Origin of the sequence: Actinoplanes subglobosus (assembly GCF_042650585.1) — a bacterium.
Lineage (GTDB): Bacteria > Actinomycetota > Actinomycetes > Mycobacteriales > Micromonosporaceae > Actinoplanes > Actinoplanes subglobosus.
Genome location: NZ_JBHSBL010000031.1, coordinates 63,996 through 85,705, shown reverse-complemented (window position 1 = coordinate 85,705; position 21,710 = coordinate 63,996). Strand labels below are relative to the sequence as shown.

The window sequence follows — 21,710 nt, the reverse complement described above, 5'->3', positions numbered from 1 at the left end:
AGCAGACGGCGCCGCCGCGTAAGGCTCCGGCCAAGAGGGCGGCGCAGGTGCCCGCTCAGTCGACACCGGCGTCGGAGACGGTCAGCCGGACCGAGAGTTCGGAGGCGTGAGGTCGTGAACTACCCACAGCCCGGCCCGCGTCCCGGGCCGCCTCCGGGTGGCTTTCCACCGGCGGGGGCCGCCCGCCCGGCGGTTCCGCACGTCCCGGTCCCGCACGCCCCGGTCCCGCACGCGCCGATCTCCCACTCGCCGGTTCCGCACGCCATGGGGGAGGACACCGGGCACCCCGCGGTGGACGCGGTGCTACGGTCGCTCGCCAACGCCGCGCGGCTGGCGCCGGCCGAGCAGATCGCCGAGTACGAGGCCGCGCACCAGGTGCTCCAGGAAACCCTGGCCAGCATCGACCGCTGAAACGACCGTACAGAATAAAGGAACCTGATGGCCGCCCGTGCGCGTCTTGACGCCGAGCTCGTCCGACGCAAGCTCGCCCGCTCCCGGGAACAGGCCGCCGCGCTCGTCGCGGCCGGCCGGGTGCGGGTGCGCGGCAACGCCGCGATGAAGGTCGCGACCATGGTCGACCCGGCCGATCCGATCGTGGTGACCGGGGAGGACCCGAAGGACGAGTACGTGTCCAGGGGCAGCCACAAGCTGGCCGGTGCCCTGGCGGCGTTCAAGGGGCTCACCGTCGCCGGCCGCCGTTGCCTGGATGCCGGCGCGTCCACCGGCGGCTTCACCGACGTGCTGCTGCGTGCCGGCGCCCGGCAGGTGGTGGCGGTGGATGTGGGGTACGGCCAGCTGGCCTGGCCGATCCGCAACGACGACCGGGTGGTGGTGCAGGAGCGCACCAACGTCCGGTCGATCACGCCCGAGTCGATCGGCGGTCCGGTCGACCTGACCGTCGCCGACCTGTCGTTCATCTCGCTGCGGCTGGTGCTGCCCGCACTGGCCGGGTGCACCGGCCCGGACGGTGATCTGGCGCTGATGGTGAAGCCGCAGTTCGAGGTCGGCAAGGAGAAGGTCGGCTCGGGTGGCGTGGTCCGTGACTGGCGGCTGCGCGCCGAGGCGGTGCTGGACGTGGCGTCGGCCGCCGCGACACTGGGCCTGGGGGTGGCGGACGTGACCGCCAGCCCGCTACCGGGCCCGAGCGGCAATGTGGAGTTCTTCGTGTGGTTCCGGCGGGACGCCCCGCCGGCTGATCCGCCCCGGATCGAAGCTGTCGTCGAAGCTGGACCCGTTCCCCTGCTGGAGGAGAAATGACGCGCTCGGCCCTGCTGGTGACGCACACCGGGCGCCGGCAGAGTACGCAGCACGCCCGAGCGGTGGCGCTGGACCTGATCGCCGCCGGTTTCGAGGTGCGGGTGATCGCCGAGGAGATCGACGACCTGGAGCTGCCCCCGGGCGTGGAGCCGGTGGTCGGCCCGGACGCGGCCGAGGGTGTGGAGATCGTGCTGGCGCTCGGCGGTGACGGCACCATCCTGCGTGCCGCCGATCTGGCCCGCCCGGCGAAGGCCCCGCTGCTCGGGATCAACCTGGGCAAGGTCGGCTTCCTCGCCGAGACCGAGATCGATCACATCGACCACGCGGTCGCCGAGGTGGTGCGTGGTGACTACTCCGTCGACGAGCGGCTGACGCTGGACGTCCGGGCCGAGTACGACGGCCGCCTGATCGCCGAGTCGTGGGCGCTCAACGAGGTGACCGTGGAGAAGGGCCAGCGGGCCCAGATGCTCGAACTGATGGTGGACGTGGACGGCCGTCCGCTGTCCCGCTACGGCTGCGACGGTGTGGTGTGCGCCACACCGACCGGGTCGACGGCGTATGCGTTCTCGGCCGGTGGCCCGGTCGTCTGGCCCGAGGTGGAGGCGCTGCTGCTGGTGCCGATCAGTGCGCACGCACTGTTCTCCAAGCCGCTGGTGACCGCGCCGACGTCGACCTTCGTGCTGACGGTGGACCCGTACACGTCTTTTGCGGTGTTGTGCTGCGACGGCCGGCGGACCTGGGACCTGCCGCCCGGTTCGCAGGTGACGGTCGAAAGGGGTCAGTTGCCGGTCCGGCTGGTCCGGCTGGCGCCGCGTCCGTTCACCGACACGCTGGTGGCGAAGTTCGGTCTGCCGGTCGTCGGCTGGCGCGGGAATCGACGCTGATCAGACCCCCGCCGTTGGGCAATTGTCGGGGGGTGCCGATACTGTCTGGCTGTGCTGGAGGAACTGCGCATCACCGGGCTCGGCGTCATCGACGACACGACGCTGCGGCTCACGTCGGGAATGAATGTGATCACCGGCGAGACCGGCGCCGGTAAGACGATGGTGGTGACCGGTCTCGGACTGCTCTTCGGTGGCCGGGCCGACGCCGGCCGGGTCCGGGCCGACCCGGGCCGGGCCGTCGTCGAGGGCCGGCTCAAGCTGCGCGGCACCCTGGGCGACGCGGTGCGGACCCGGGTGACCGACGCCGGCGGCGAGGCCGACGACGACGGCTCGATCCTGCTCAGCCGCACGGTGACGGCCGAGGGCCGGTCCCGGGCGCACGTCGGCGGCCGCAGCATGCCGGTGTCGACGCTGAGCGAGCTGGGCGAGCAGATCCTCGCGGTGCACGGCCAGTCCGATCAGCTGCGCCTGCTGCGCCCGTCGGAGCAGCGGTCGGCGCTCGACCGGTTCGCCGGCCCCGGGCACGAGAAGCTGATCGACTCCTACCGGGAGGCGTTCGGCCGGTGGCGGGCCGTGGTCGAGGACCTGGCCGACCGGCGACGCAACGCGCGGCAGCGCTCGCAGGAGGCCGATCTGCTCAAGCTCGGCCTCGACGAGATCACCCGGGTCGACCCCCAGCCCGGTGAGGACGAGGATCTGCGTAACGAGGTGCAGCGGCTGGAGCACGCCGAGGGGCTGCGGGTCGCGGCCACCCTGGCGTCGCAGGCGCTGGCCGGCGGCGTGGAGGCGGCCGACGACACCCCCGACGCGACCCAGTTGCTCGGCCTGGCCCGGCGGACCCTGGAGGGTCAGTCGGCGGTCGACTCGTCGCTCGGTGACCTGGCCGCCCGGATCGAGGAGGCCGCCACCCTGGTCGGTGACGTGGCCTCGGAGCTTTCGGCCTACCTGAGTTCGCTCGACGCCGATCCGGCCCGGCTGGAGGCGATCTACGAGCGGCGGGCCGCGCTGCGGGCCCTGACGCGTAAGTATGCGGACGACGTCGACGGCGTGATCGTCTGGGCGGAGAACGCGCGGACCAAGCTCAGCCAGCTCGACTCGTCCGACGAGTTGCTGGAGGAGCTCGACAAGGAGCGGCAGCGGCTGGAGGCGACGGTCGGCGAGCTGGCCGGGCGGCTGACCGCGGCCCGGCGGGAGGCGGCCGGGCGGTTCTCCGAGGCGGTCAGTGTGGAGCTGGCCGGGCTGGCGATGCCGCATTCACGGGTCGAGGTGGCGGTGCTGACCCGGGCGCCGTCGCGGGACGAGCCGGCCGTCACGGTCGAGGGGGAGACCCTGGCGGCCGGGCCGGACGGGGCCGACGAGGTGGAGCTGCGGCTGCACGCCCACCCGGGTGCGCCGGCGCTGCCCCTGCAGAAGGGTGCCTCCGGGGGTGAGCTGTCCCGGGTGATGCTGGCCATCGAGGTGGTCTTCGCCGGGGCCGGTGGGCCACCGACGCTGGTGTTCGACGAGGTCGACTCGGGTGTCGGCGGGACGGCGGCGGTGGAGATCGGGCGGCGGCTGGCGCGCTTGGCGCGTACGCATCAGGTGTTGGTCGTGACGCACCTGCCGCAGGTCGCGGCATTCGCCGATCGGCATCTGGTGGTCGCGAAAGACACCGGTGGGGCGATCACCACGAGTGGTGTGCGCATTGTGGAAGAAACCGAACGAGCCAGGGAATTGTCCCGGATGCTGGCTGGTCTGCCCGATTCCGACCTTGGCATTGCGCATGCCGAGGAGCTACTCTCCGTGGCCGCGCGGGAGAAACGCGCGTAGGAAAGGTGAGCTGGCGCATGTCGCGGGGGCCCCGGGTGCGGTGGCATGTCAGGATGGCCGGGATGCGACTTCCCATTCCCACCCTCCGCCGGACCAGGAGCGTCGACCCTGGTCCGGTCTCCGGCGTGGCCCGGCTGGACCGGCGGACCAAGCGGTTGACCGGCCGGCTGCGCCCCGGTGAGATCGCCGTGATCGACCACGTCGACCTGGACCGGGTCGCCGCCGACTCGCTCGTCGCGTCGGGCGTGATGGCGGTGCTCAACGCGAAGCCGTCGATCTCCGGCCGGTATCCGAATCTGGGTCCCGAGGTGCTGATCCAGGGCGGGGTGATCCTCGTCGACGAGCTCGGCGAGGACGTGTTCGCCGGGTTGCGCGAGGGACAGACGGTCAGCATCGAGGGTGGCACGGTGCTGCTCGACGGCGAGCCGGTGGCCAGCGGTGTCCGGCAGGACGCGGAGTCGGTCGCCAAGTCGATGGCCGATGCCCGCGAGGGCCTGTCGGTGCAGCTCGAGGCGTTCGCCGCGAACACGATGGACTATCTGAAGCAGGAACGGGATCTGCTGCTCGACGGTGTCGGCGTCCCCGACGTGCAGACCCGGATCGGCGGGCGGCACGTGCTGATCGTGGTGCGCGGCTACGACTACAAGGAGGACCTGGAGGTTCTCCGGCCGTACATCAGGGAGTACAAGCCGGTCCTGATCGGTGTGGACGGCGGTGCCGACGCGCTGGTGGAGAACGGCTACACCCCCGACATGATCATCGGCGACATGGATTCGGTCACCGATGACGTGCTGCGCTGCGGCGCCGAGATCGTGGTGCACGCCTACCCCGACGGCCGGGCGCCCGGCCTCAAACGGGTGGAGAACCTGGGTGTCGACGCGCTGACCTTCCCGGCCGCGGCCACCAGCGAGGACCTGGCGATGCTGCTCGCCGACGAGAAGGGCGCGTCCCTGATCGTCGCTGTCGGCACCCACGCCAACCTGGTCGAGTTCCTGGACAAGGGCCGTGGCGGCATGGCCTCGACGTTCCTGACCCGGCTCAAGGTCGGCGGCAAGCTGGTCGACGCGAAGGGTGTGAGCCGCCTCTACCGGCAGAGCATCTCCGGGTCGGCGGTGCTGTTGCTGGTGCTGTCCGCGATCGCGGCGATGGCGTCGGCGGTGGCGGTGTCCACGGTGGGGAAGGCGTATCTCACCGTCGTGTCCGAGTGGTGGGACAATCTGCTGTTTCAGCTCGGCAATCTGTTCTGAGTCGACGAGGGCGTTGTGATCAACTTCCGGTACCACGTGGTGTCCCTCACCGCGGTCTTTCTCGCGCTGGCGATCGGCCTGGTGGTCGGCACCGCCGCGCTCAACGGCCCGGTCTCGGAGAACCTCCGGAACAATCTGGAGGCGCTCAACAAGGACAACAACGTCCGCCGGGAGCAGGTCAACCAGCTCAACGAGTCGGTCAACCGCAGCCAGGAGTTCGCCAGCCAGATCGCGCCGGGCCTGCTCGGCGGCAAGCTGGCCGGCCGCAAGATCGCCGTGGTCGCGCTGCCCGGCACCGACGAGCACACCGACGGCGTGGTGAAGATGCTGACCGTGGCCGGGGCCACGATCACCGCCCGGGTGCGGGTGGAGGACAAGTTCTTCGACCCCAACACGGTCAACGACCTGCTGCTCCTCGTCGACGAGCTGTCCCAGCCGAGCATCTCGTCGGCCGGTCTGCCGCTCAACAGCGACGGTGTCGAGACGGCCAGCGCGATGCTCGCCCTCGCTCTGCTGCAGGGGGCCACGGCCGGCACGCCCACGGCCGAGGACGTGACGGCCGTGCTGGCCGCGTTCGCGCAGCCCGGCTACGTCACCACCGAGGACGGCGCGACCGGTGGCGCCGAGGCCATCGTGCTGGTCGCCGGGGTGCCCGCCACCGACAAGGAGGCGGAGAAGAAGAGCGGCTACGCGCTGACCATGGCCGGCCAGTTCGGCAAGACGCCGCGCATGCTCGTGGTCGCGGGCGACAACGCGGGCGAGGGAAATCTGGTCTCCGGCATCCGCAACGACCCGACCCTGGTCAAGGACATCTCCACGGTGGACAACGTGAGTACCGTGCAGGGTCAGGTCGCGACCGCCCTGGTCGCGGTCGAGCGCCTGGTGCAGAACCGGGTGGGCCAGTACGGCCTGGCCGCGGGCGCCACCTCGATCGTGCCGTCGGCCGCTCCCTAGGGTCCTGGCCGTCCCCGTCTAGACTCTCCGGCCATGGCCTACCTGCGTTCCTCCGCCCTCGGCGCTCTGGTCGCCCGCAGCGTGCTCGGCTGGGTGCGCCGTGACCCGCAGGCCCGTGAGCTGGAGCGGACCAACTTCCACGGCCGCACGGTGACGCTCGCCGGCGGTCCGGCCCTCGCCGTCGGCGCCACCATCGGCGCGGCCTCCGGTGCCCCGACCGCCCGGCTCGCCGCCGCCGCGGTCGCCGCCGGGGCGGTCAGCGGCGCGGTCGGTTTCTACGACGACGTCGTCGGCAACCGGCCCGAGCAGAAGGCGGCGAAGGGTTTCGCCGGCCATCTGGGTGCGCTGCGCGAGGGCTTCGTCACCAGCGGCCTCGTCAAGATCGCCGGGGTGGGCGCGGCCGGTCTGGTGGCGTCGGCGCTGATCGGCAGTGGCCGCCGCTCCCGGTTCGGGCGCGGCGCCGACGTCCTGCTGGGCGCCGGTGTGATCGCCGGCACGGCCAACCTGATCAACCTGCTCGACCTGCGGCCGGGCCGCGCGCTCAAGGCCGGTGCGATCCTCGGCGCGCCGCTCGCGGTGGGCCGCAACGCGTCGATGACGGCCGGCACGCTCGGCGCGGGCGCTGCGCTGCTGCCCGACGACCTCGGCGAGGAGATCATGCTCGGCGACGCCGGGGCCAACGCGCTGGGCGCGCTCCTGGGCACCGCGTTCGTGGCCCGCAGCGGGACGGCCGGCCGGGTCACCGCCCTGACCGCGCTGCTGGCGCTGACCGCGGCCAGCGAGAAGGTCAGTTTCACCAAGGTCATCAAGGACACCCCGTGGCTGCGCACCCTCGACGACCTCGGCCGTCTTTCCCGGTGACGCGACCCTCCGATCCCGGCGCGGCTGCCGCGCCCCCGGCTTCGCCCGGCGTTCCGGTCTCCGCACGACCCTCCAGGGGTACGGCGGGCCGGCTGGCCGGCGCGGCGGCGCTGATCTCGATCCTCACCATCCTGGCCCGGCTCGCCGGTTTCGGCCGTACGACGGTGTTCTTCTACACCGTCGGCGACGAGGCGCTCGGTGACGTCTACCTGGCCACCAACCTGATCCCGAACATCGTCTTCGAGCTGGCCGCCGGCGGCGCGCTGGCCAGCCTGGTGGTGCCGCTGCTGGCCGGTGCGGTGGCGGCCGGCGACCGTGAGCGGGTGAATCGTGTCGCCTCCGCCCTGCTGTCCTGGGTGCTGGCGCTGACGGTCCCGCTGGCGGTGCTGGTGTTCCTGCTGGCCGGCCCGATCACCGGCCTGTTCCACGACATTCCGCCGGAGCACCGTGAGGTCGCCGCCCGGATGTTGCGGATCTTCGCGCCGCAGCTGCCCCTCTACGGCATCGGGATCGTGCTGACCGGTGTCCTCCAGGCACACCACCGGTTCGCGTGGCCGGTGATCGCGCCGCTGCTGTCCAGCGTCACCGTGATGGCGGCCTACCTCACCTACGCCGGTCTCGACGGGGCGGGGACGGATTTCGCCGGGCTGAGCCGGGCCGGTGAGCTGACCCTGTCGGTGGGCACCACGCTCGGCGTCGTGGCGCTGAGCCTCTGCCTGATCATCCCGGTGGCCCGGCTCCGGCTGCGCCTGCGGCCGTCGCTGACGTTCCCCGGCGGCGAGGGGCGGCAGGCGGTGCGGCTCGGCTGGGCCGGCGCGGTCACGGTCGGCGCGCAGCAGGTGGTGGCCGGGCTGATCGTGGTGCTGGCCGCGCGTCAGATGGCGCCCTACAGTGGCGCCCAGACGCTGTTCCTGCTGCCGTGGGCGGTGCTGGCGGTGCCGCTCGCGACGGCGGTCTACCCACGGTTGTCGGCGGCGGTGTCCGGCGGGGACGAGCAGGGGTATGCTTCCGCGCTCTCCGGCACCGCCCGCTCGGTGGTGCTGCTGGCCGGTCTGGGCACGGCCGCGCTGGCCGGCCTGGCGATCCCGATGGCCGATCTGATGAACGTGCCCGGCGCGGTTCCCGGCGTGGTCGGGTTCGCTCCCGGCCTGCTCGGTTACGCGTTGTTCGCCCTGTTGTCGCGGGCTCTGTACGCACGGGGCGCGACGGCGGCGGCCGCTGTCGCGTCGGCCGTGGGCTGGCTCACCGCCGCCCTGGCCGTGATCGTCGTCACAGCCGTGGGCGTACCGGGCGGGGAGGTCTTCGGTTTGGGCCTGGCCAATGCCGTCGGGATGACCGTGACCGGGCTGCTGCTGGTCCTCGCCGTGCGACGGCACGCCGGCCCGGCCGCGCTGGCCGGGCTGAGCCGCGCGCTCGTGGCCGCGGTGCTGGCGGCGGCCGTGGCCGGGCTCGCCGGATGGGGTGTGGTGACCGGTCTGGAGTCGGCCGTCCGGCCGACCCCGGGCGTGCTGGGCAGCCTCGTTGAAGGCATGCTGGGCGGTGTCGCGGTCGCCGTGGTGTTCGTCGTGCTGGCCTTCGCGCTGGACCGTCGGGACCTCGGCCCGCTGGCCGGCACGCTGAGAAAGCGTCTCGGCCGATAGCGCGGGCGGCGGAGAAAGCGGGCGGCGGAGAAATGCGCGGCCGAGAGGCTTACAGCGCCGCCGGGCGCCGGGGACGAAACGAGTGAGGGGTTGGCGGGGTCGTGAGCAGCGACGGGGAGTGGCGCGGCTCGGTCGTGCTGGTGGTCGCGTCCAGTACCGGTGGGATCGGCCAGCACGTCGCCTCCCTGGCCCGCGGCCTGGTCGCCGCCGGCTGCCGGGTGCTGGTGTGCGGGCCGTCCGCGGTGGACCAGCAGTTCGGGATCACGGCGAGCGGCATCGACTTCACGCCGGTGGAGATCCCGGCCGACCCCGGCCCGCAGGACTCCGGCGCGATCCGGCAGCTGCGCCGGGCGGTCGCCGGGCGGGACGCCGAGGTCGTCCACGCGCACGGGCTGCGTGCCGCCTTCGTGGCGTCGGTGGCGCGGACCGGCGTACCGCTCGTGGTCACCTGGCACAACGCGGTCCTCGCCCGGGGCCTGCGCGGCCAGGCCGGTGCCCTGCTGGAGCGGATCGTGGCGCGCAACGCCTCGCTGACCCTGGGCGCCTCCGACGACCTGGTGCAGCGGGCGGTGGCGCTCGGCGCGCGCAACGCACGTCTCGGCCCGGTCGCCGCGCCGCAGCTGGCGGCGCCGAAACGGACCCGGTCGGCGGTGCGCGCCGAGTTCGGGCTGCGTGGCGACACCCCGCTGATCCTGTCGGTCGGCCGGCTGCACCCGCAGAAGCACTACGACCTGCTGATCGACGCCGCCGCCCGGTGGCGCGACCTGACCCCGGCCCCGGTCGTGGTGATCGCCGGCTCCGGGCCGAGTTACATGCCGCTCGCGCAGCGCGCGTCCCGGCTGCACGCCCCGGTGCACCTGCTCGGGCACCGGACCGACGTGCCCGACCTGCTGGCCGGCGCCGACCTCGCGGTGATCACCAGTGACTGGGAGGCGCGGCAGCTGTTCGCGCAGGAGGCACTGCACGCCGGGGTGCCCCTGGTCACCACGGCCGTCGGCGGGCTCCCCGGCCTGGTCGGTGACGCCGCGGTGCAGATCCCGCCGAAGGACCTGGACGCGCTGGACGAGGCGGTCCGGCGGCTGCTCGGCGACGCGGAGCTGCGCGCCTCCTACGCGGCCCGCGGTCCGCGGCAGGCCGCCACCTGGCCCGGCGAGGACGACGTGGTCGCGGACGTGCGGGCGGGTTACGCCGAGGTCGCGGCGGTCCGCCGGTGACCGGGGAACCGACGCTGCTCGACCGGTTACGCCGAGGTCGCGGCGGTCCGCCGGTGCCCGGGGAACCGACGCTGCTCGACCGGTTACGCCGAGGTCGCGGCGGTCCGCCGGTGCCCGGGGAACCGACGCTGCTCGACCGGTTGCGCAACGTCCGGCGGCCCGGCACGCCACGGCGGCCGCTGCTCGCCGCCTGGGTGCCCTACGTGATGGTGGCGCTGGTCGCGGTGGCCAGCCTGGCCGCGCTCACGCTGCGGCCGGCCGAGCGGCAGCGCGGTGGCGACGCCGACTACGTGGTGGTCGCGGCCGCCGCCGGGCTGCGCTGGGAGGATCTCGACCCGCAGCGCACGCCGGCACTGTGGCAGGAGGCGACCCGGGGTTCGGTGGGCTGGCTGTCGGTGCGGTCGGCGCACTCGGTGACCTGTCCGTCGGACGGCTGGCTGACCCTCGGCGCCGGCAACTACGCGGCCTGGGACACCCGGGCCGTCACCGGGCGCTGCCCGGCCGCCGAGCCGCGGCTCACCCAGCCCGACGGGATCGGCGCCAACCTGCCCGAGCAGCCCACCGTGGTCCGCACCAATCAGGACCGGTTGCCGTACGGTACGACGCCCGGCGCCCTGGCCGAGTCGGTGCGCTGCACGGTGGCCGTCGGCCCGGGCGCGGCGATCGCGGCGGCCCGCCCGTTCGGCCGGGTCGACCGGTACGTCCCCGAGCTGCCCGCCGACCCGGCGAAACTGCTCGGCGACTGCGTGCTGAGCATCGTCGACCTCGGCACGGTCTCCGGGGACGGCGTGGCACGCCGGGCCGCGGTGGAGGCCGCCGACCGTACTCTCGCCCGGGTCCTGGCCGCCCGCCCGCAGCGCTCGCTGATGCTGATCGCCGGGCTCGCCGAGACCGACGCCACGTCCCGGCTGCACGTGGCGATCGCCGAGGGCCCCGGCTGGGAGGGCGGCTGGCTCACGTCGGCCGGCACCGGCCGGGAGGGCTACCTGCAGCTGGTCGACCTGGCCCCGACCGTGCTGTCGGCGCTCGGCAAGCCGGCCCCGGAGAAGCTGTTCTCCGGCTACACCGCGTCGATCACCCCGGGGCGCACCGCCGACCCGGCCCAGGCCATGCAGGGTGCGCAGGACGCCGACCGCCGGGCGATCGCCCAGCGCGGTGTCGCCGAGATCTTCTTCGCCGTGCTGGCGATCCTGCAGCTGGTGCTCTTCACCGCGGTGATCCCGGTGCTGGTCCGGGCCCGCCGGCACGCCGGCCCGCTGGGGCCACCGCTGCCCCGGCGCCGTCTGGTCGACCTCTCCGAGGCGGCGCTGCTCGCGGCCGGACTGGCGATCCCGGCGGCGCTGCTGGCCGACGTGGTGCCGTGGTGGAGCAGCGAGCATCCGGCCTGGATGTTCGGGTCGGCGACGGCCGCGCTGATGGTCCTCGGCACCCTGGTGATCCGGCTGGCGCCGCGGTACCCGCGGACGTTGTGGCCGCTGGCCTCGGCCGCCGCGATCGGTGTGCTGGTGGTGGCGATCGACCTGGCGACCGGGGCGCGGCTCCAGCTCAACGGCGTCGCCGGCTACTCGGCGGTGCACGGCGTGCGGTACGCGGGGCTGGGCAGCGTCGGTCTCGGTGTCTTCGTGGCCGGGCTGTTCCTGCTGGCGGGTTCGCTGGCGCAGTGGGTGACCCGGCGCTGGCGGCCGCTGGTGATGGTGTCGTTCGGCGGGCTGGGCGTGGTCATGGTCGGCAGTGCGCACCTGGGCGCCGACCCGATCGGCGCGATCGCGGTGACCGCCGGCGCGTGCGTGGCGGCGGTGATGAGCACCGGCGGCTGGCTGACGTTCCCGCGGATCGCCTGGGCCGGGCTGACCGGCGTGGTGGTGACCATCACGTTCGCGACTTTCGACCTGCGCCGGCCGCCGCTGGAGCAGGGCACGCTGGGCCGGTTCCTGACCTCGCTCGGTGACGGCACGGCCGGCCCTGCGGTGCAGCGGGCCGCGGCGGCGAACGGGCAGGCGCTGGTGGACAGCCCGTTGACGCTGCTGGCCCTGCTGGGTGCGGCGATGCTGGCGTTCTGCCAGTTCTCCCCGTGGGGCGGCCTGAACCGCCTGTACGGGCTGCATCCGGCGATCCGGGCGGGTGTCGCCGGGACCGTGGTGGCGACGCTGATCGCCGGGGTGCTGGGCGGCACGGCTCTCGGGTCGGCCGGTGCGGCGGCCGCGGCGGCGGTGCCGGTCGCGGTGCTGACGGCGCTGCGGGTGCTGCTGCACGCCGCCGACCGGACGCCACCTCCGGGTGAGACGGACGGGCCGGGAGGGCCGTTACTGCGTAAATCCGACGATGATCCGGTAACTGTGCCATGACACGCACGCCCACCAGCCCGAACGTGGAGGCTTCGGCAAACAGTGTTACGGTGAACTCCCGTGGATGGGGTCCTGCCCCGGCCGCAAGAACCGATGAAACGGCGACCACGGGAGCGGGCCTTGGCCTCAACAGTGCGCGACACGCGGCACATCTTCGTCACCGGGGGCGTCGCCTCCTCGCTGGGTAAGGGCCTCACCGCCTCCAGCCTCGGCAATCTGCTCACCGCCCGCGGTCTCCGCGTCGTGATGCAGAAGCTGGACCCCTACCTGAACGTCGACCCCGGCACGATGAACCCGTTCCAGCACGGTGAGGTCTTCGTCACCGAGGACGGGGCGGAGACCGACCTGGATGTCGGCCACTACGAGCGTTTCCTCGACCGTGACCTGTCCGGCAAGGCGAACGTGACGACCGGCCAGGTCTATTCGGCGGTCATCGCCCGGGAGCGGCGCGGTGAGTACCTGGGCGACACCGTGCAGGTCATCCCGCACATCACCAACGAGATCAAGTCGCGGATCTTCGCGATGGCCGACCCGGACGAGAACGGCAACGTCCCGGACGTGGTGATCACCGAGGTCGGCGGCACCGTCGGCGACATGGAGTCGCTGCCGTTCCTGGAGGCGATCCGTCAGGTCCGCCACGAGGTCGGCCGGGACCACGTCTTCTACCTGCACGTGTCGCTGGTGCCCTACCTGGCGCCGTCCGGTGAGCTGAAGACCAAGCCCACCCAGCACTCGGTGGCCGCGCTGCGCAACATCGGTATCCAGCCGGACGCCCTGATCTGCCGCAGTGACCGGGAGATCCCGGAGAAGATGAAACACAAGCTGGCGCTCTACTGCGACGTCGACGTCGAGGCGGTCATCGCCTGCCCGGACGCGCCCAGCATCTACGACATCCCGAAGGTCCTGCACGACGAGGGCCTCGACGCGTACGTGGTGCGCCGCCTGGGTCTGTCCTTCCGGGACGTCAACTGGAAGACGTGGAACGACCTGCTGGAGCGGGTGCACCACCCGAAGCGCACGATCACGATTGCGCTGGTCGGCAAGTATGTCGACCTGCCCGACGCGTACCTGTCGGTCAGCGAGGCGATCCGGGCGGCCGGTTTCGGCAACACCGTCAAGATCCAGCTGCGGTGGGTGCCGAGCGACGACTGCGTCACCCCGGCCGGCGCCGCGGCCGCCCTGAAGGGCGCCGACGGCATCGTCATCCCCGGCGGCTTCGGCGTCCGCGGCATCGAGGGCAAGGTCAACACTTCGCGGTACGCCCGGGAGAACCGCATCCCGATCCTCGGCCTGTGTCTCGGGCTCCAGTGCATGACCATCGACGCCGCCCGCAACCTGGCCGGTCTGGCCGGGGCCAACTCGGTCGAGTTCGACGAGAAGGCCACCTACCCGGTCATCTCGACGATGGCCGACCAGGAGGACATCGTCGCCGGCAAGGGCGACCTGGGCGGCACCATGCGTCTCGGCGCGTACCCGGCGAAGCTCAAGGACGGTTCCATCGTCGCCGAGGCGTACGGCGCGACGATGATCTCCGAGCGGCACCGGCACCGCTACGAGGTGAACAACGACTTCCGCGACAAGCTGTCGCAGTCCGGTCTGGTCTTCTCCGGCACGTCGCCGGACGGGCGGCTGGTCGAGTTCATCGAGCTGGACCGTGCGGTGCACCCGTACTTCGTGGCCACCCAGGCACACCCGGAGCTGAAGAGCCGCCCGACCCGGCCGCACCCGCTCTTCGACGGGCTGGTCAAGGCGGCCATCGCCTACGCGTCGGCGGACGAGCTGCCGGTCGAGATCGACGTCGCCGAGGGCGCCTGAGATGGGGTTCGCCCATCGGACGGTGTCCCGGGCCGAGCGCTACCACGGTGCGATCTTCTCGGTCTACACCGACGAGGTGACCATGTCCGACGGCAGCACCGCGGCCCGCGACGTGGTCGAGAACCGCGGTGCCGTCGTCGTGGTCGCCCTCGACGAACAGGACCGGGTGGTGCTGATCCGGCAGTACCGCCACCCGGTCGGCCGGCACCTGTGGGAGTTGCCGGCCGGGCTGCGCGACGTGGCCGGCGAGGAGCCGGCGCTCACCGCCGCCCGCGAGCTGGCCGAGGAGGTCGATCTCGCGGCCGGCCGGATGGAGCCGCTGATCGACCTGCACACCTCACCCGGCTTCGCCGACGAGCAGGTCCGGGTGTTCCTCGCCCGCGACCTGACCGAGTTGCCCGACACCGACCGTCACGTGCGGACCGCGGAGGAGGCCGACCTGGAGGTACGCCGCGTCGACCTCGCCGAGTGCGTCGCCATGGTCTTCCGCGGCGAGATCACCAACGCGGCCGCGGTCGCCGGCATCCTGGCCGCGGCGCGCGCCCGGGACACCGGCTGGACGATCCTCCCCGCCTCCTGACGTCACGCCGCGGCGTTCTCGATGAGCGTCGCGGCGTACCCGGCCCCGCTGCCGGCTCGCAGCTCCCGGCTGATCTCGGCGCTGGCACGGCGTACCCCCGGGTCGTTGATCAGTTTTTCGAACGTCTCCCGCAGATCCGCCGCGCTGATCGCGGTGTCGATCTTGCGGGCCACGCCCAGCTCGACCAGCCGGTCGGCGTTGCCGAACTGGTCGGCGGCCTGCGGCGCCACCAGCATCGGCGTGCCGCAGTAGAGACCCTCGACCGAGCCGCCCATGCCGCCGTGCGTGACGAACGCGTCGGCCTGGCGCAGGATCCGCAGCTGGGGCACCCAGTGGTGCACCTCCACGTTGGCCGGCACCGCACCCAGCACCGACGCGTCGACGTGCTTGCCGATCTGCAGCACCACGTGCCAGCCGGGCAGGCCGGCGAACGCCTCCACGCAGTGCCGGTAGAACTCCGGGTGGTCGGTGAACGTGGAGCCGAGCGAGACCAGCAGCACCTTCTCGGCGTCCGCCGGGCGGGTCCAGTCGCCCTGGTCGTCGCGGTCGCCGAGGATCGGGCCGGCGAAGCTGAAGACCGTCTCGTCGACCCGGTCGGCGAACGGCTGCATGACGCGCGGGATGAGGACCAGCCCGCGGTCCGGCCGGCCCTGGAAGGCGGCGCTGTCGGTGACCGGCGACTTCTCCTCGACCAGCCACCGCTCGAACCGCTCGTAGTAGGCGGCGCCGCGCGGATCGGCCCGCATCTGCTCGATCATCGCGGCCATCTCCTCCTGGTAGCCCTCCCAGGCGACGAACGTGGGGGAGACCTGCATCGACGGGATGCCCCACTGCCCGCCCAGCAGCCGGGCCGGGGCTCCGGCGATGTCGTAGAGGAACAGGTCGGGACGGTCGTTCTCGTACGCGGCGCGCAGTTGCGGCAGCATCGCGATCGCGTCGTCGAGGAAGAGCGTGAGGTGGTCGATCACGTCGCCGTCCCAGTCGTCGCCGACCGGTAGCCCGGATCGGTAGGGCTTGAGCTCGGCGCCCACCGACTCGACGGCGTCGGTCCAGGACGGGTCGTTGGCGTAGGTGACCCGGTGACCGCGGGCGACCAGTTCGCGGATCACCTCGATGCTCGGGTTGACGTGGCCGGGGAACGGGATGCTGACCATGGCGATGTGCACGGGGTCCTCTTCGGTTCGTGGTGCTCAACAAGACGAGACGTAGCGTCTCGCTAGAGCCGCCGCTTGTCAAGACGAGACGTCGCGTCTCGTTGTGGGCTATGCTCGCGCCGTGCCCGATCCCACCCGCCGCAGCGAGCGCTCCCGTGCCGCCATCCTCACCGCCACCCTCGACCTGCTCCAGGAGAGCGGATACGCCGACCTGACCGTCGAGAAGATCGCCGCCCGGGCCGGAGTCGGCAAGCAGACCATCTACCGGTGGTGGTCCGGGCGTGGTGCCGTCGTCCTCGACGCGCTGGTCGACCAGATCGGCCCGGCCGGCCCGCCGCCCCTGCCCGACACCGGCGACCTCGAGGCCGACCTCCGCCTCGTCGTCCGGGCCATCGTCGCCGAGCTGGCCGACCCGCGGCTGTCGGTCACCACCCGGGCACTCACCATCGAGACGCTGACCAGCGAGACCTTTGCCGAGACGATGCGCGACAGGCTGCTGCGGCCCCAGCTCGACACGATCAAGGAGCGGCTGCGCGGGCGGGTCCGCGACGACGTCGACCTGGACCAGGCGGTCGAACTGCTGATCGGGCCGATGTACCACCGCTGGATGATGCGCACCGGCCCGCTCACCGAGGCGTACGCGGACGGCATCGTCGACCTCGCCCTGGCGGCGTTGCGACCGCGACAGCTCTGAATCATCGCCATCAGGACGGGCCGGTGATCCGCTGGATCGAGCCGGCCCGCGCAACGTGACGTCCCGGCCCGATCGGTCAGCCGGTCTGGCGGATCGCCTCCACCAGGTGCTCCGGAGGCGGCATCGCGGCCATCTCGGCGGCCACCTCACGCGCAGCGAAGGACAGCACCGGGTCGGTGATCAGCCGGTTCAGCAGCGCCGGGGTGACGTCCCGCTCGTCGGCGGCCAGCCCGGCACCCCGGGCCGCGACCAGCTCCGCGTTGTGCCGCCGGTCCCCGGCGCCCCGGACGATCAGCTGCGGGACGCCGGCCCGCAACGCGGTCAGTGTGGTGCCGGCGCCACCGTGATGGACGATCACCGCCCCGGCGGCCAGCGCCGCCGGAATCGGCACCCAGCCGACGGCCCGCACGCCCGCCGGCAGCCGCCGCACGTTCGGCCGGACCAGCACCACGTCGGCGTCGACGTCGCGGGCCGCCTCGGCGACCCGGGCCATCATCCGGTCCGGGCCCGGCTGCGGCACCGTGCTGCGACTCACCAGGATCCGCGGGCGGCGGAGTGGCCCGGCCAGGTCCTCCGGCAGCGGCTCGTCACCGGAATACGGCACGAACCGCATCGGCAGGTGGGTGCCCCGCCCGGCCACACTGGCCGGTGCGATCCGGATCACCGCGGCCGGTGCCGCCAGCTCCGGGCGGCCCCGCATCCGGGTCGCGGCCAGCAGCGCCGGCCCGTCGTACAGCGAATTCTCGTGCAGGACGCCCGGCACGCCGAGCCGGGCCGCGACCACCGCGCCGGCCGCCGCCAGCGGCTCGTAGACGATCCGGTCCGGCCGCCACTGCCGGGCCGTCCGCTCGACCCGGTCGACGATCCGATCGTTCACCGCCCCGAACAGGTGGCCCACCATCCGGGTGCCGGCCGTCCCGGCGAGCTCGTCGCGGACCAGCAGCGGATGCCGCAGCGCGGTACGCGCCGCGACACCCGCGAACCGGAACCCCGGCGCCACGTCACGCACCTCGACCCCGGTCACCCGCAGCCCGTCCCCACCCGTCGCGAACAGCACCTCGTGCCCGGCGGCACGCAACGCCCGGGCCAGCGGCACCAGCGGGAAGACGTGCCCGATCAGCGGTGCGGCGACCACGAGAACACGCATCAATCCACTTTAGGCGGGTACTCCCAGCGAATGACCGTGCCGACCCTGCGGGCCTTCGTGCTCGACACCACCGACGCCCGCCGGCTCGCCGAGTTCTACCGCGAGCTGCTGGACCTGGAGTATCGCCAGGGCGACGAGCCGCCGCCGGCGGGCGCGGACGATCCGCGAGGCCGCGAGTGGTTGCAGTTGCAGGCGCGCGACGGCGCTTTCCGGTTGTCCTTCCAGCAGACCACGGGGGTACGTCCGACGAGCTGGCCGGGCGACGAGATCCCCCAGCAGGCGCACCTGGACACGGCGGTCCCGTCCCTGGACGAGCTGAACCGCCAGCATGACCGCATCCTGGCCCTGGGCGCCACGCTCCGCTTCGACCGCTCCACCGACCCGGACGAGCCGCTACGCGCCTACGCCGACCCGGACGGCCACATCATCTGCGTCTTCGTCGGCTGACCGCACCGGGAGGGTTGACCTCAACCCTGATCGAGGTTGCAGGGTGGGTGGATGACTCTCACCGCGCAGGAGCTGGAATATCTCGCCGGGCAGCGGCTCGGGCGGCTGGCCACGGCTCAGCCGGACGGGACGCTTCAGGTGAGCCCGGTCGGGTTCGCCTGGAATCCGGAGACCGGCACCATCGACATCCGGGGTTTCACGATGGTGGCCAGCCGTAAGTTCCGGAACGTGGCGGACAACGGCCGGGTCGCGTTCGTCGTCGACGATCTGCCGTCGACCGACCCGTGGCGGGTCCGCTGCCTGGAGATCCGTGGCGACGGCGAGGCGATCGACGGCCCGGACGCGATGATACGGATCCACCCGCGCCGGGTGATCGCGTTCGGCCTGGAGGACACCGACACCGACCCGCATCGCCTGACCGTGCACAAGCGGGACGTCAGCGTTTGACGGCCACGCCTCCGGACATCTGGACGTGGAAGTCGTCGGGGGTGGGGCCGGCCGGGCGCCAGCGGCTGACCAGGGTGACGCCCGGATCGACCAGATCGAGGCCGCGGAACAGGCGGCGGACCTCGTCGTCGGTGCGGGGTCTGGCCGGGATGCCGCGGGCCGTGTACGCCTTCGCGCCGAGGACGGCCTGCTCGTTGTGGGCGGTCACGGTGGAGATGGCCAGGGCGCTGCCGGGGGCGAGACGTTCCAGGAGGGCGTCGATGATCCGGTACGCCTCCTGGTCGTCGGTGATGAACTGCAGGATCGCCACCAGAGTGATCGCAATCGGACGGCTGAAGTCGAGAGGCGCGGACAGTACGGCGGCGGTGTCGCGCAGGTCGGCGTCCAGGTAGGCGATGGAGCCGTGCGATGACGAGGTGAGCAGGGCACGGGCGTGCACCAGGACGATCGGGTCGTTGTCGACGTAGACCACCCGGGACTCGGGGTGGACGCCCTGCACGACCTCGTGCAGGTTCGGTGAGGTGGGCAGGCCTGCGCCGACGTCCAGGAACTGGCGGATTCCCAGGTCGTCAGCGAGATAGCGGCCGACGCGGGCCAGGTAGTCGCGGTTGGCGCGCATGGAGATCGGCAGGCTCGGGGACTGCTTGACGATCTCTGCGGCGGCTCTGCGGTCCGCGTCGAAGTTGTCCTTGCCGCCCAGCAGGAAGTCGTAGATCCGGGCTGAGTGGGGGAGGGACGTGTTGAGATCGACCGCCATGGCGGAAATCTACCTGCCCCGTGGTGGACTAGACAAAATCGGTCAGCGGAGTTCCACCTCGACGCCGGAATCGGCCAGGTAGCCGAGCAGGTCGTCCATCGTGACGGCCGGGGTCCACCAGCGCCGGTCGTAGCCGGGTACCAGCCAGGTACGGGCCACCTCGGAGTCGTGCCAGACCAGCCGGAACCCGGGAGCGGCGCCCCAGCCGCCGTTGGCGCAGTCGTGCAGGGCGCCCAGGTTCCACCCGAAGTAGCCGCCGGGGCCGTTGACCGCCTCGCCGATGGCGCAGAAGAAGCCCTCCACGTCGGTGATGTGCCGCCCGGCCATGTGGTACCGGGTGCCGGCCGGCCGGTCGGGGCGCTGCTCGTGGTGGGCGAGCGCGACACCGGCCCACTCGTGCCGCAGGTCGGCGTCGTACTCGGCCCATTCGCCGTGCACGTCGGGACGTCCGGCCCGCCAGCGCTGCCAGACCGTGCGGGCGCCGGCCGGGCGGGGACCGCCGACCGCGTCGCCGTAGGTGGGTTGCAGGGTGACGTCGACCAGGCCGTCGCCGAGACGCGACGGCCGTACCTCCGCGACCTCGGCCCCCAGGCCGGCACCGACCATGCCGACCGCCGTGCCGTCCCGGTCGACGCTGAAGATCGAGCCCTGGATCCAGCGTCGTCGCGGGGCGGCGCCGCGGCTCAGCGCGTCGAGGGCGCGCTGCAGCGGCGGCTCGGGCCGGCAGCCGATCAGGGTGGCGCCGCGCGGTGCCGGAGCCGGCCGGGGGCGGAACACCCCGGACACCTCGCGGCACACCCCGAAGTCCTCCTCGCCGTCCCCGGTGACGCCGACCAGCAGGTAGCCGTCGGCGTCGGGGGCCTTGTCGGCGCCGCGGGCGAACCGGGCCAGCTCCTCGATGCGCAGCCGCCCCTCCAGCGTCACGTCGAGCCCGCGGCCGAGAGCGGACGGCCGGGCGTCGAGGACCGTGATGTCGAGCAGTTCCTCGGCACAGTGCCAGCAGTGCGCGGGGTGCTTCGACTGCGGCGGGTGGATCGCGTCCAGCCCGACGTTGCCCAGCCAGTCCGGGCCGGTGCCGTCGCAGGCCGCCGCTAGCCGGCCGGCCGGCTCGCAGCCGAGCAGGCTGTACCGCTCGACGGGTGGCTGGGGAACCTCCACGAACAGACCGTCGATGTCGGAGCAGGCGGCGATGACGAGTTCACCGTCGTCGGTGTTCTGGTCCACCAGAAGCCAGGGAAAGCCGCTCATCGGGTGGAACCGTACAGCCCGGACCGCCGACCGGGGGATCCCGGTGCACGAATCCGGATGGATCAGCAGCTCACGGGTAACGTCCGGCAGATGAAGGTCGGAATTCCCTCCGAGGTCAAGAACAACGAGTTCCGGGTGGCGATCACCCCGGCGGGCGTCTTCGAGCTCGCCCGCAACGGTCACGAGGTGGCCGTGCAGTCCGGTGCCGGCGCCGGCTCGTCGATCAGTGACGCCGACTTCCGGGCGGCGGGGGCGGCGATCCTGCCGGACGCCGACGAGACGTGGGGCTTCGGTGACCTGATCCTCAAGGTGAAGGAGCCGGTTCCCGAGGAGTACCACCGGATGCGGTCCGGGCAGGTGCTCTTCACCTACCTGCACCTGGCGGCGTCGCGGCAGTGCACCGACGCGCTGGTGGAGCGCGGGGTGACCGGGGTGGCGTACGAGACGGTGGAACTTCCGGACCGCTCGCTGCCGCTGCTCGCCCCGATGTCCGAGGTGGCCGGACGGCTCGCCCCACAGGTCGGCGCCTACCACCTGATGCGGCAGGGCGGCGGGCGCGGCGTGCTGATGGGCGGCGTCCCCGGGGTGTACGCGGCGAAGGCCGTCGTGATCGGCGCCGGCGTGTCCGGGCTGAACGCGGCCGCGATCGCCCTCGGTATGCAGGCCGAGGTGCTGCTGCTGGACAAGAACGTGGCCCGGCTACGGGCGGTGGACGCGGACTATCGCGGGCACATCCAGACGATCGCGTCGAACGCGTACGAGATCGAGAAAGCCGTGCTCGACGCGGACCTGGTGGTGGGCGCGGTGCTGGTGCCGGGAGCCAAGGCCCCGAAGTTGATCTCCAACGAACTGGTGTCGCGGATGAAGCCGGGCAGCGTGCTCGTGGACATCTCGATCGACCAGGGCGGATGCTTCGAGGACTCGCGGCCGACCACCCACGACGATCCGACCTACCGGGTGCACGAGTCGATGTTCTACTGCGTCGCGAACATGCCGGGGGCGGTGCCGCACACCAGCACCTACGCGCTCACGAACGTCACTCTGCCGTACGCTCTGGAACTGGCCAACCGCGGCTGGCGCGGCGCCCTGAACGCCGATCCCGCCTTGGCCGCGGGGTTGAACACGTTCGACGGGAACGTCGTCTACGGACCGGTCGCGGAGGCGCACGGGATGCCCTCGATACCGCTGACGGAGGTGCTGCGCTGAGCCT

Annotated in this window: 20 protein-coding genes; 16 read left to right on the top strand and 4 right to left on the bottom strand. The window is 72.6% G+C overall.

All coding sequences use genetic code 11. The features are described 5' to 3' along the window. Nucleotides 1–114 precede the first annotated feature (114 nt). The 12 genes from ACFO0C_RS44880 (at nt 115) to ACFO0C_RS44825 (ending at nt 14,606) form a co-directional block, all read left to right on the top strand. The gene (locus ACFO0C_RS44880) at nt 115–411 is read left to right on the top strand and encodes a hypothetical protein (protein WP_378072991.1); all 297 of its coding nucleotides are present in this window, start codon (nt 115–117) and stop codon (nt 409–411) included. 27 nt (nt 412–438) lie between these two features. Then, nucleotides 439–1,257 carry a TlyA family RNA methyltransferase gene (locus ACFO0C_RS44875; RefSeq protein WP_378072990.1) on the top strand — a complete coding sequence of 273 codons (819 nt, stop codon included), beginning with the start codon at nt 439–441 and terminating at the stop codon, nt 1,255–1,257. Beyond that, nucleotides 1,254–2,141: an NAD kinase gene (locus ACFO0C_RS44870; protein ID WP_378072989.1), complete on the top strand. Its 888-nt coding sequence runs from the start codon at nt 1,254–1,256 to the stop codon at nt 2,139–2,141. The genes ACFO0C_RS44875 and ACFO0C_RS44870 overlap by 4 nt, the downstream gene beginning before the upstream one ends. Before the next feature lie 51 nt (nt 2,142–2,192). Next, complete coding sequence (gene recN, locus ACFO0C_RS44865) at nt 2,193–3,950, top strand: DNA repair protein RecN (protein WP_378072988.1); 1,758 nt, start codon at nt 2,193–2,195, stop codon at nt 3,948–3,950. A 53-nt stretch (nt 3,951–4,003) separates the two neighbouring features. After that, nucleotides 4,004–5,197, top strand: a complete 1,194-nt coding sequence (gene steA / locus ACFO0C_RS44860) for a putative cytokinetic ring protein SteA (protein WP_378073000.1) — start codon at nt 4,004–4,006, stop codon at nt 5,195–5,197. Nucleotides 5,198–5,212: 15 nt separating this feature from the next. Beyond that, the gene (locus tag ACFO0C_RS44855) at nt 5,213–6,151 is read left to right on the top strand and encodes a copper transporter (protein WP_378072987.1); all 939 of its coding nucleotides are present in this window, start codon (nt 5,213–5,215) and stop codon (nt 6,149–6,151) included. Between the two features lie 33 nt (nt 6,152–6,184). Then, nucleotides 6,185–7,012: a hypothetical protein gene (locus ACFO0C_RS44850; RefSeq protein ID WP_378072985.1), complete on the top strand. Its 828-nt coding sequence runs from the start codon at nt 6,185–6,187 to the stop codon at nt 7,010–7,012. Then, nucleotides 7,009–8,652, top strand: a complete 1,644-nt coding sequence (gene murJ, locus ACFO0C_RS44845) for a murein biosynthesis integral membrane protein MurJ (protein WP_378072984.1) — start codon at nt 7,009–7,011, stop codon at nt 8,650–8,652. Before ACFO0C_RS44850 ends, murJ begins: the two co-directional genes overlap by 4 nt. A gap of 101 nt (nt 8,653–8,753) precedes the next feature. Next, entirely contained in the window at nt 8,754–9,866 is a 1,113-nt protein-coding gene (locus ACFO0C_RS44840) for a glycosyltransferase family 4 protein (protein WP_378072983.1), read from the top strand. Further along, nucleotides 9,863–12,211 carry a hypothetical protein gene (locus ACFO0C_RS44835; RefSeq protein ID WP_378072982.1) on the top strand — a complete coding sequence of 783 codons (2,349 nt, stop codon included), beginning with the start codon at nt 9,863–9,865 and terminating at the stop codon, nt 12,209–12,211. The genes ACFO0C_RS44840 and ACFO0C_RS44835 overlap by 4 nt, the downstream gene beginning before the upstream one ends. A gap of 120 nt (nt 12,212–12,331) precedes the next feature. Then, nucleotides 12,332–14,026: a CTP synthase gene (locus ACFO0C_RS44830; protein ID WP_378072981.1), complete on the top strand. Its 1,695-nt coding sequence runs from the start codon at nt 12,332–12,334 to the stop codon at nt 14,024–14,026. Nucleotide 14,027: 1 nt separating this feature from the next. After that, nucleotides 14,028–14,606: an NUDIX domain-containing protein gene (locus ACFO0C_RS44825; protein ID WP_378072980.1), complete on the top strand. Its 579-nt coding sequence runs from the start codon at nt 14,028–14,030 to the stop codon at nt 14,604–14,606. 2 nt (nt 14,607–14,608) lie between these two features. Here ACFO0C_RS44825 and ACFO0C_RS44820 read toward each other — a convergent pair whose 3' ends face one another. After that, nucleotides 14,609–15,772 carry a macrolide family glycosyltransferase gene (locus ACFO0C_RS44820; protein WP_378072979.1) on the bottom strand — a complete coding sequence of 388 codons (1,164 nt, stop codon included), beginning with the start codon at nt 15,770–15,772 and terminating at the stop codon, nt 14,609–14,611. A gap of 109 nt (nt 15,773–15,881) precedes the next feature. On the opposite strand from ACFO0C_RS44820, the gene ACFO0C_RS44815 reads away from it, so the two are divergent. Then, nucleotides 15,882–16,454 (top strand): TetR/AcrR family transcriptional regulator, encoded by a 573-nt coding sequence (locus ACFO0C_RS44815; RefSeq protein ID WP_378072978.1) that lies wholly within the window; start codon nt 15,882–15,884, stop codon nt 16,452–16,454. Between the two features lie 76 nt (nt 16,455–16,530). On the opposite strand, the gene ACFO0C_RS44810 is transcribed toward ACFO0C_RS44815, so the two are convergent. Further along, the gene (locus ACFO0C_RS44810; RefSeq protein WP_378072977.1) at nt 16,531–17,601 is read right to left on the bottom strand and encodes a nucleotide disphospho-sugar-binding domain-containing protein; all 1,071 of its coding nucleotides are present in this window, start codon (nt 17,599–17,601) and stop codon (nt 16,531–16,533) included. 30 nt (nt 17,602–17,631) lie between these two features. Here ACFO0C_RS44810 and ACFO0C_RS44805 point away from each other — a divergent pair, with 30 nt between their 5' ends. Together ACFO0C_RS44805 and ACFO0C_RS44800 are read left to right on the top strand one after the other, a co-directional pair. Next, nucleotides 17,632–18,048 (top strand): VOC family protein, encoded by a 417-nt coding sequence (locus tag ACFO0C_RS44805; RefSeq protein ID WP_378072976.1) that lies wholly within the window; start codon nt 17,632–17,634, stop codon nt 18,046–18,048. A gap of 51 nt (nt 18,049–18,099) precedes the next feature. Further along, nucleotides 18,100–18,495, top strand: a complete 396-nt coding sequence (locus tag ACFO0C_RS44800) for a PPOX class F420-dependent oxidoreductase (protein ID WP_378072975.1) — start codon at nt 18,100–18,102, stop codon at nt 18,493–18,495. Here the strand turns inward: ACFO0C_RS44800 and ACFO0C_RS44795 are convergent. Both ACFO0C_RS44795 and ACFO0C_RS44790 read right to left on the bottom strand, forming a co-directional pair. After that, nucleotides 18,485–19,252: an SAM-dependent methyltransferase gene (locus tag ACFO0C_RS44795; protein WP_378072974.1), complete on the bottom strand. Its 768-nt coding sequence runs from the start codon at nt 19,250–19,252 to the stop codon at nt 18,485–18,487. The two genes, ACFO0C_RS44800 and ACFO0C_RS44795, sit on opposite strands and share 11 nt — an antisense overlap. Before the next feature lie 42 nt (nt 19,253–19,294). Beyond that, nucleotides 19,295–20,500: a barstar family protein gene (locus ACFO0C_RS44790; protein WP_378072973.1), complete on the bottom strand. Its 1,206-nt coding sequence runs from the start codon at nt 20,498–20,500 to the stop codon at nt 19,295–19,297. A gap of 90 nt (nt 20,501–20,590) precedes the next feature. Here ACFO0C_RS44790 and ald point away from each other — a divergent pair, with 90 nt between their 5' ends. Beyond that, nucleotides 20,591–21,706, top strand: coding sequence for an alanine dehydrogenase (gene ald, locus ACFO0C_RS44785; RefSeq protein WP_378072972.1), 1,116 nt, complete (start codon nt 20,591–20,593; stop codon nt 21,704–21,706). Nucleotides 21,707–21,710: the final 4 nt, after the last annotated feature.

Bases quoted from the DNA above. Each gene is read 5' to 3' on its own strand.
- ACFO0C_RS44875 (WP_378072990.1), top strand. From the start codon at position 439: ATGGCCGCCCGTGCGCGTCTTGACGCCGAGCTCGTCCGACGCAAGCTC.
- ACFO0C_RS44870 (WP_378072989.1), top strand. From the start codon at position 1,254: ATGACGCGCTCGGCCCTGCTGGTGACGCACACCGGGCGCCGGCAGAGT.
- steA (WP_378073000.1), top strand. From the start codon at position 4,004: ATGGCCGGGATGCGACTTCCCATTCCCACCCTCCGCCGGACCAGGAGC.
- ACFO0C_RS44850 (WP_378072985.1), top strand. From the start codon at position 6,185: ATGGCCTACCTGCGTTCCTCCGCCCTCGGCGCTCTGGTCGCCCGCAGC.
- ACFO0C_RS44825 (WP_378072980.1), top strand. From the start codon at position 14,028: ATGGGGTTCGCCCATCGGACGGTGTCCCGGGCCGAGCGCTACCACGGT.
- ACFO0C_RS44810 (WP_378072977.1), bottom strand. From the start codon at position 17,601: ATGCGTGTTCTCGTGGTCGCCGCACCGCTGATCGGGCACGTCTTCCCG.
- ACFO0C_RS44805 (WP_378072976.1), top strand. From the start codon at position 17,632: ATGACCGTGCCGACCCTGCGGGCCTTCGTGCTCGACACCACCGACGCC.
- ACFO0C_RS44800 (WP_378072975.1), top strand. From the start codon at position 18,100: ATGACTCTCACCGCGCAGGAGCTGGAATATCTCGCCGGGCAGCGGCTC.
- ACFO0C_RS44795 (WP_378072974.1), bottom strand. From the start codon at position 19,252: ATGGCGGTCGATCTCAACACGTCCCTCCCCCACTCAGCCCGGATCTAC.
- ACFO0C_RS44790 (WP_378072973.1), bottom strand. From the start codon at position 20,500: ATGAGCGGCTTTCCCTGGCTTCTGGTGGACCAGAACACCGACGACGGT.
- ald (WP_378072972.1), top strand. From the start codon at position 20,591: ATGAAGGTCGGAATTCCCTCCGAGGTCAAGAACAACGAGTTCCGGGTG.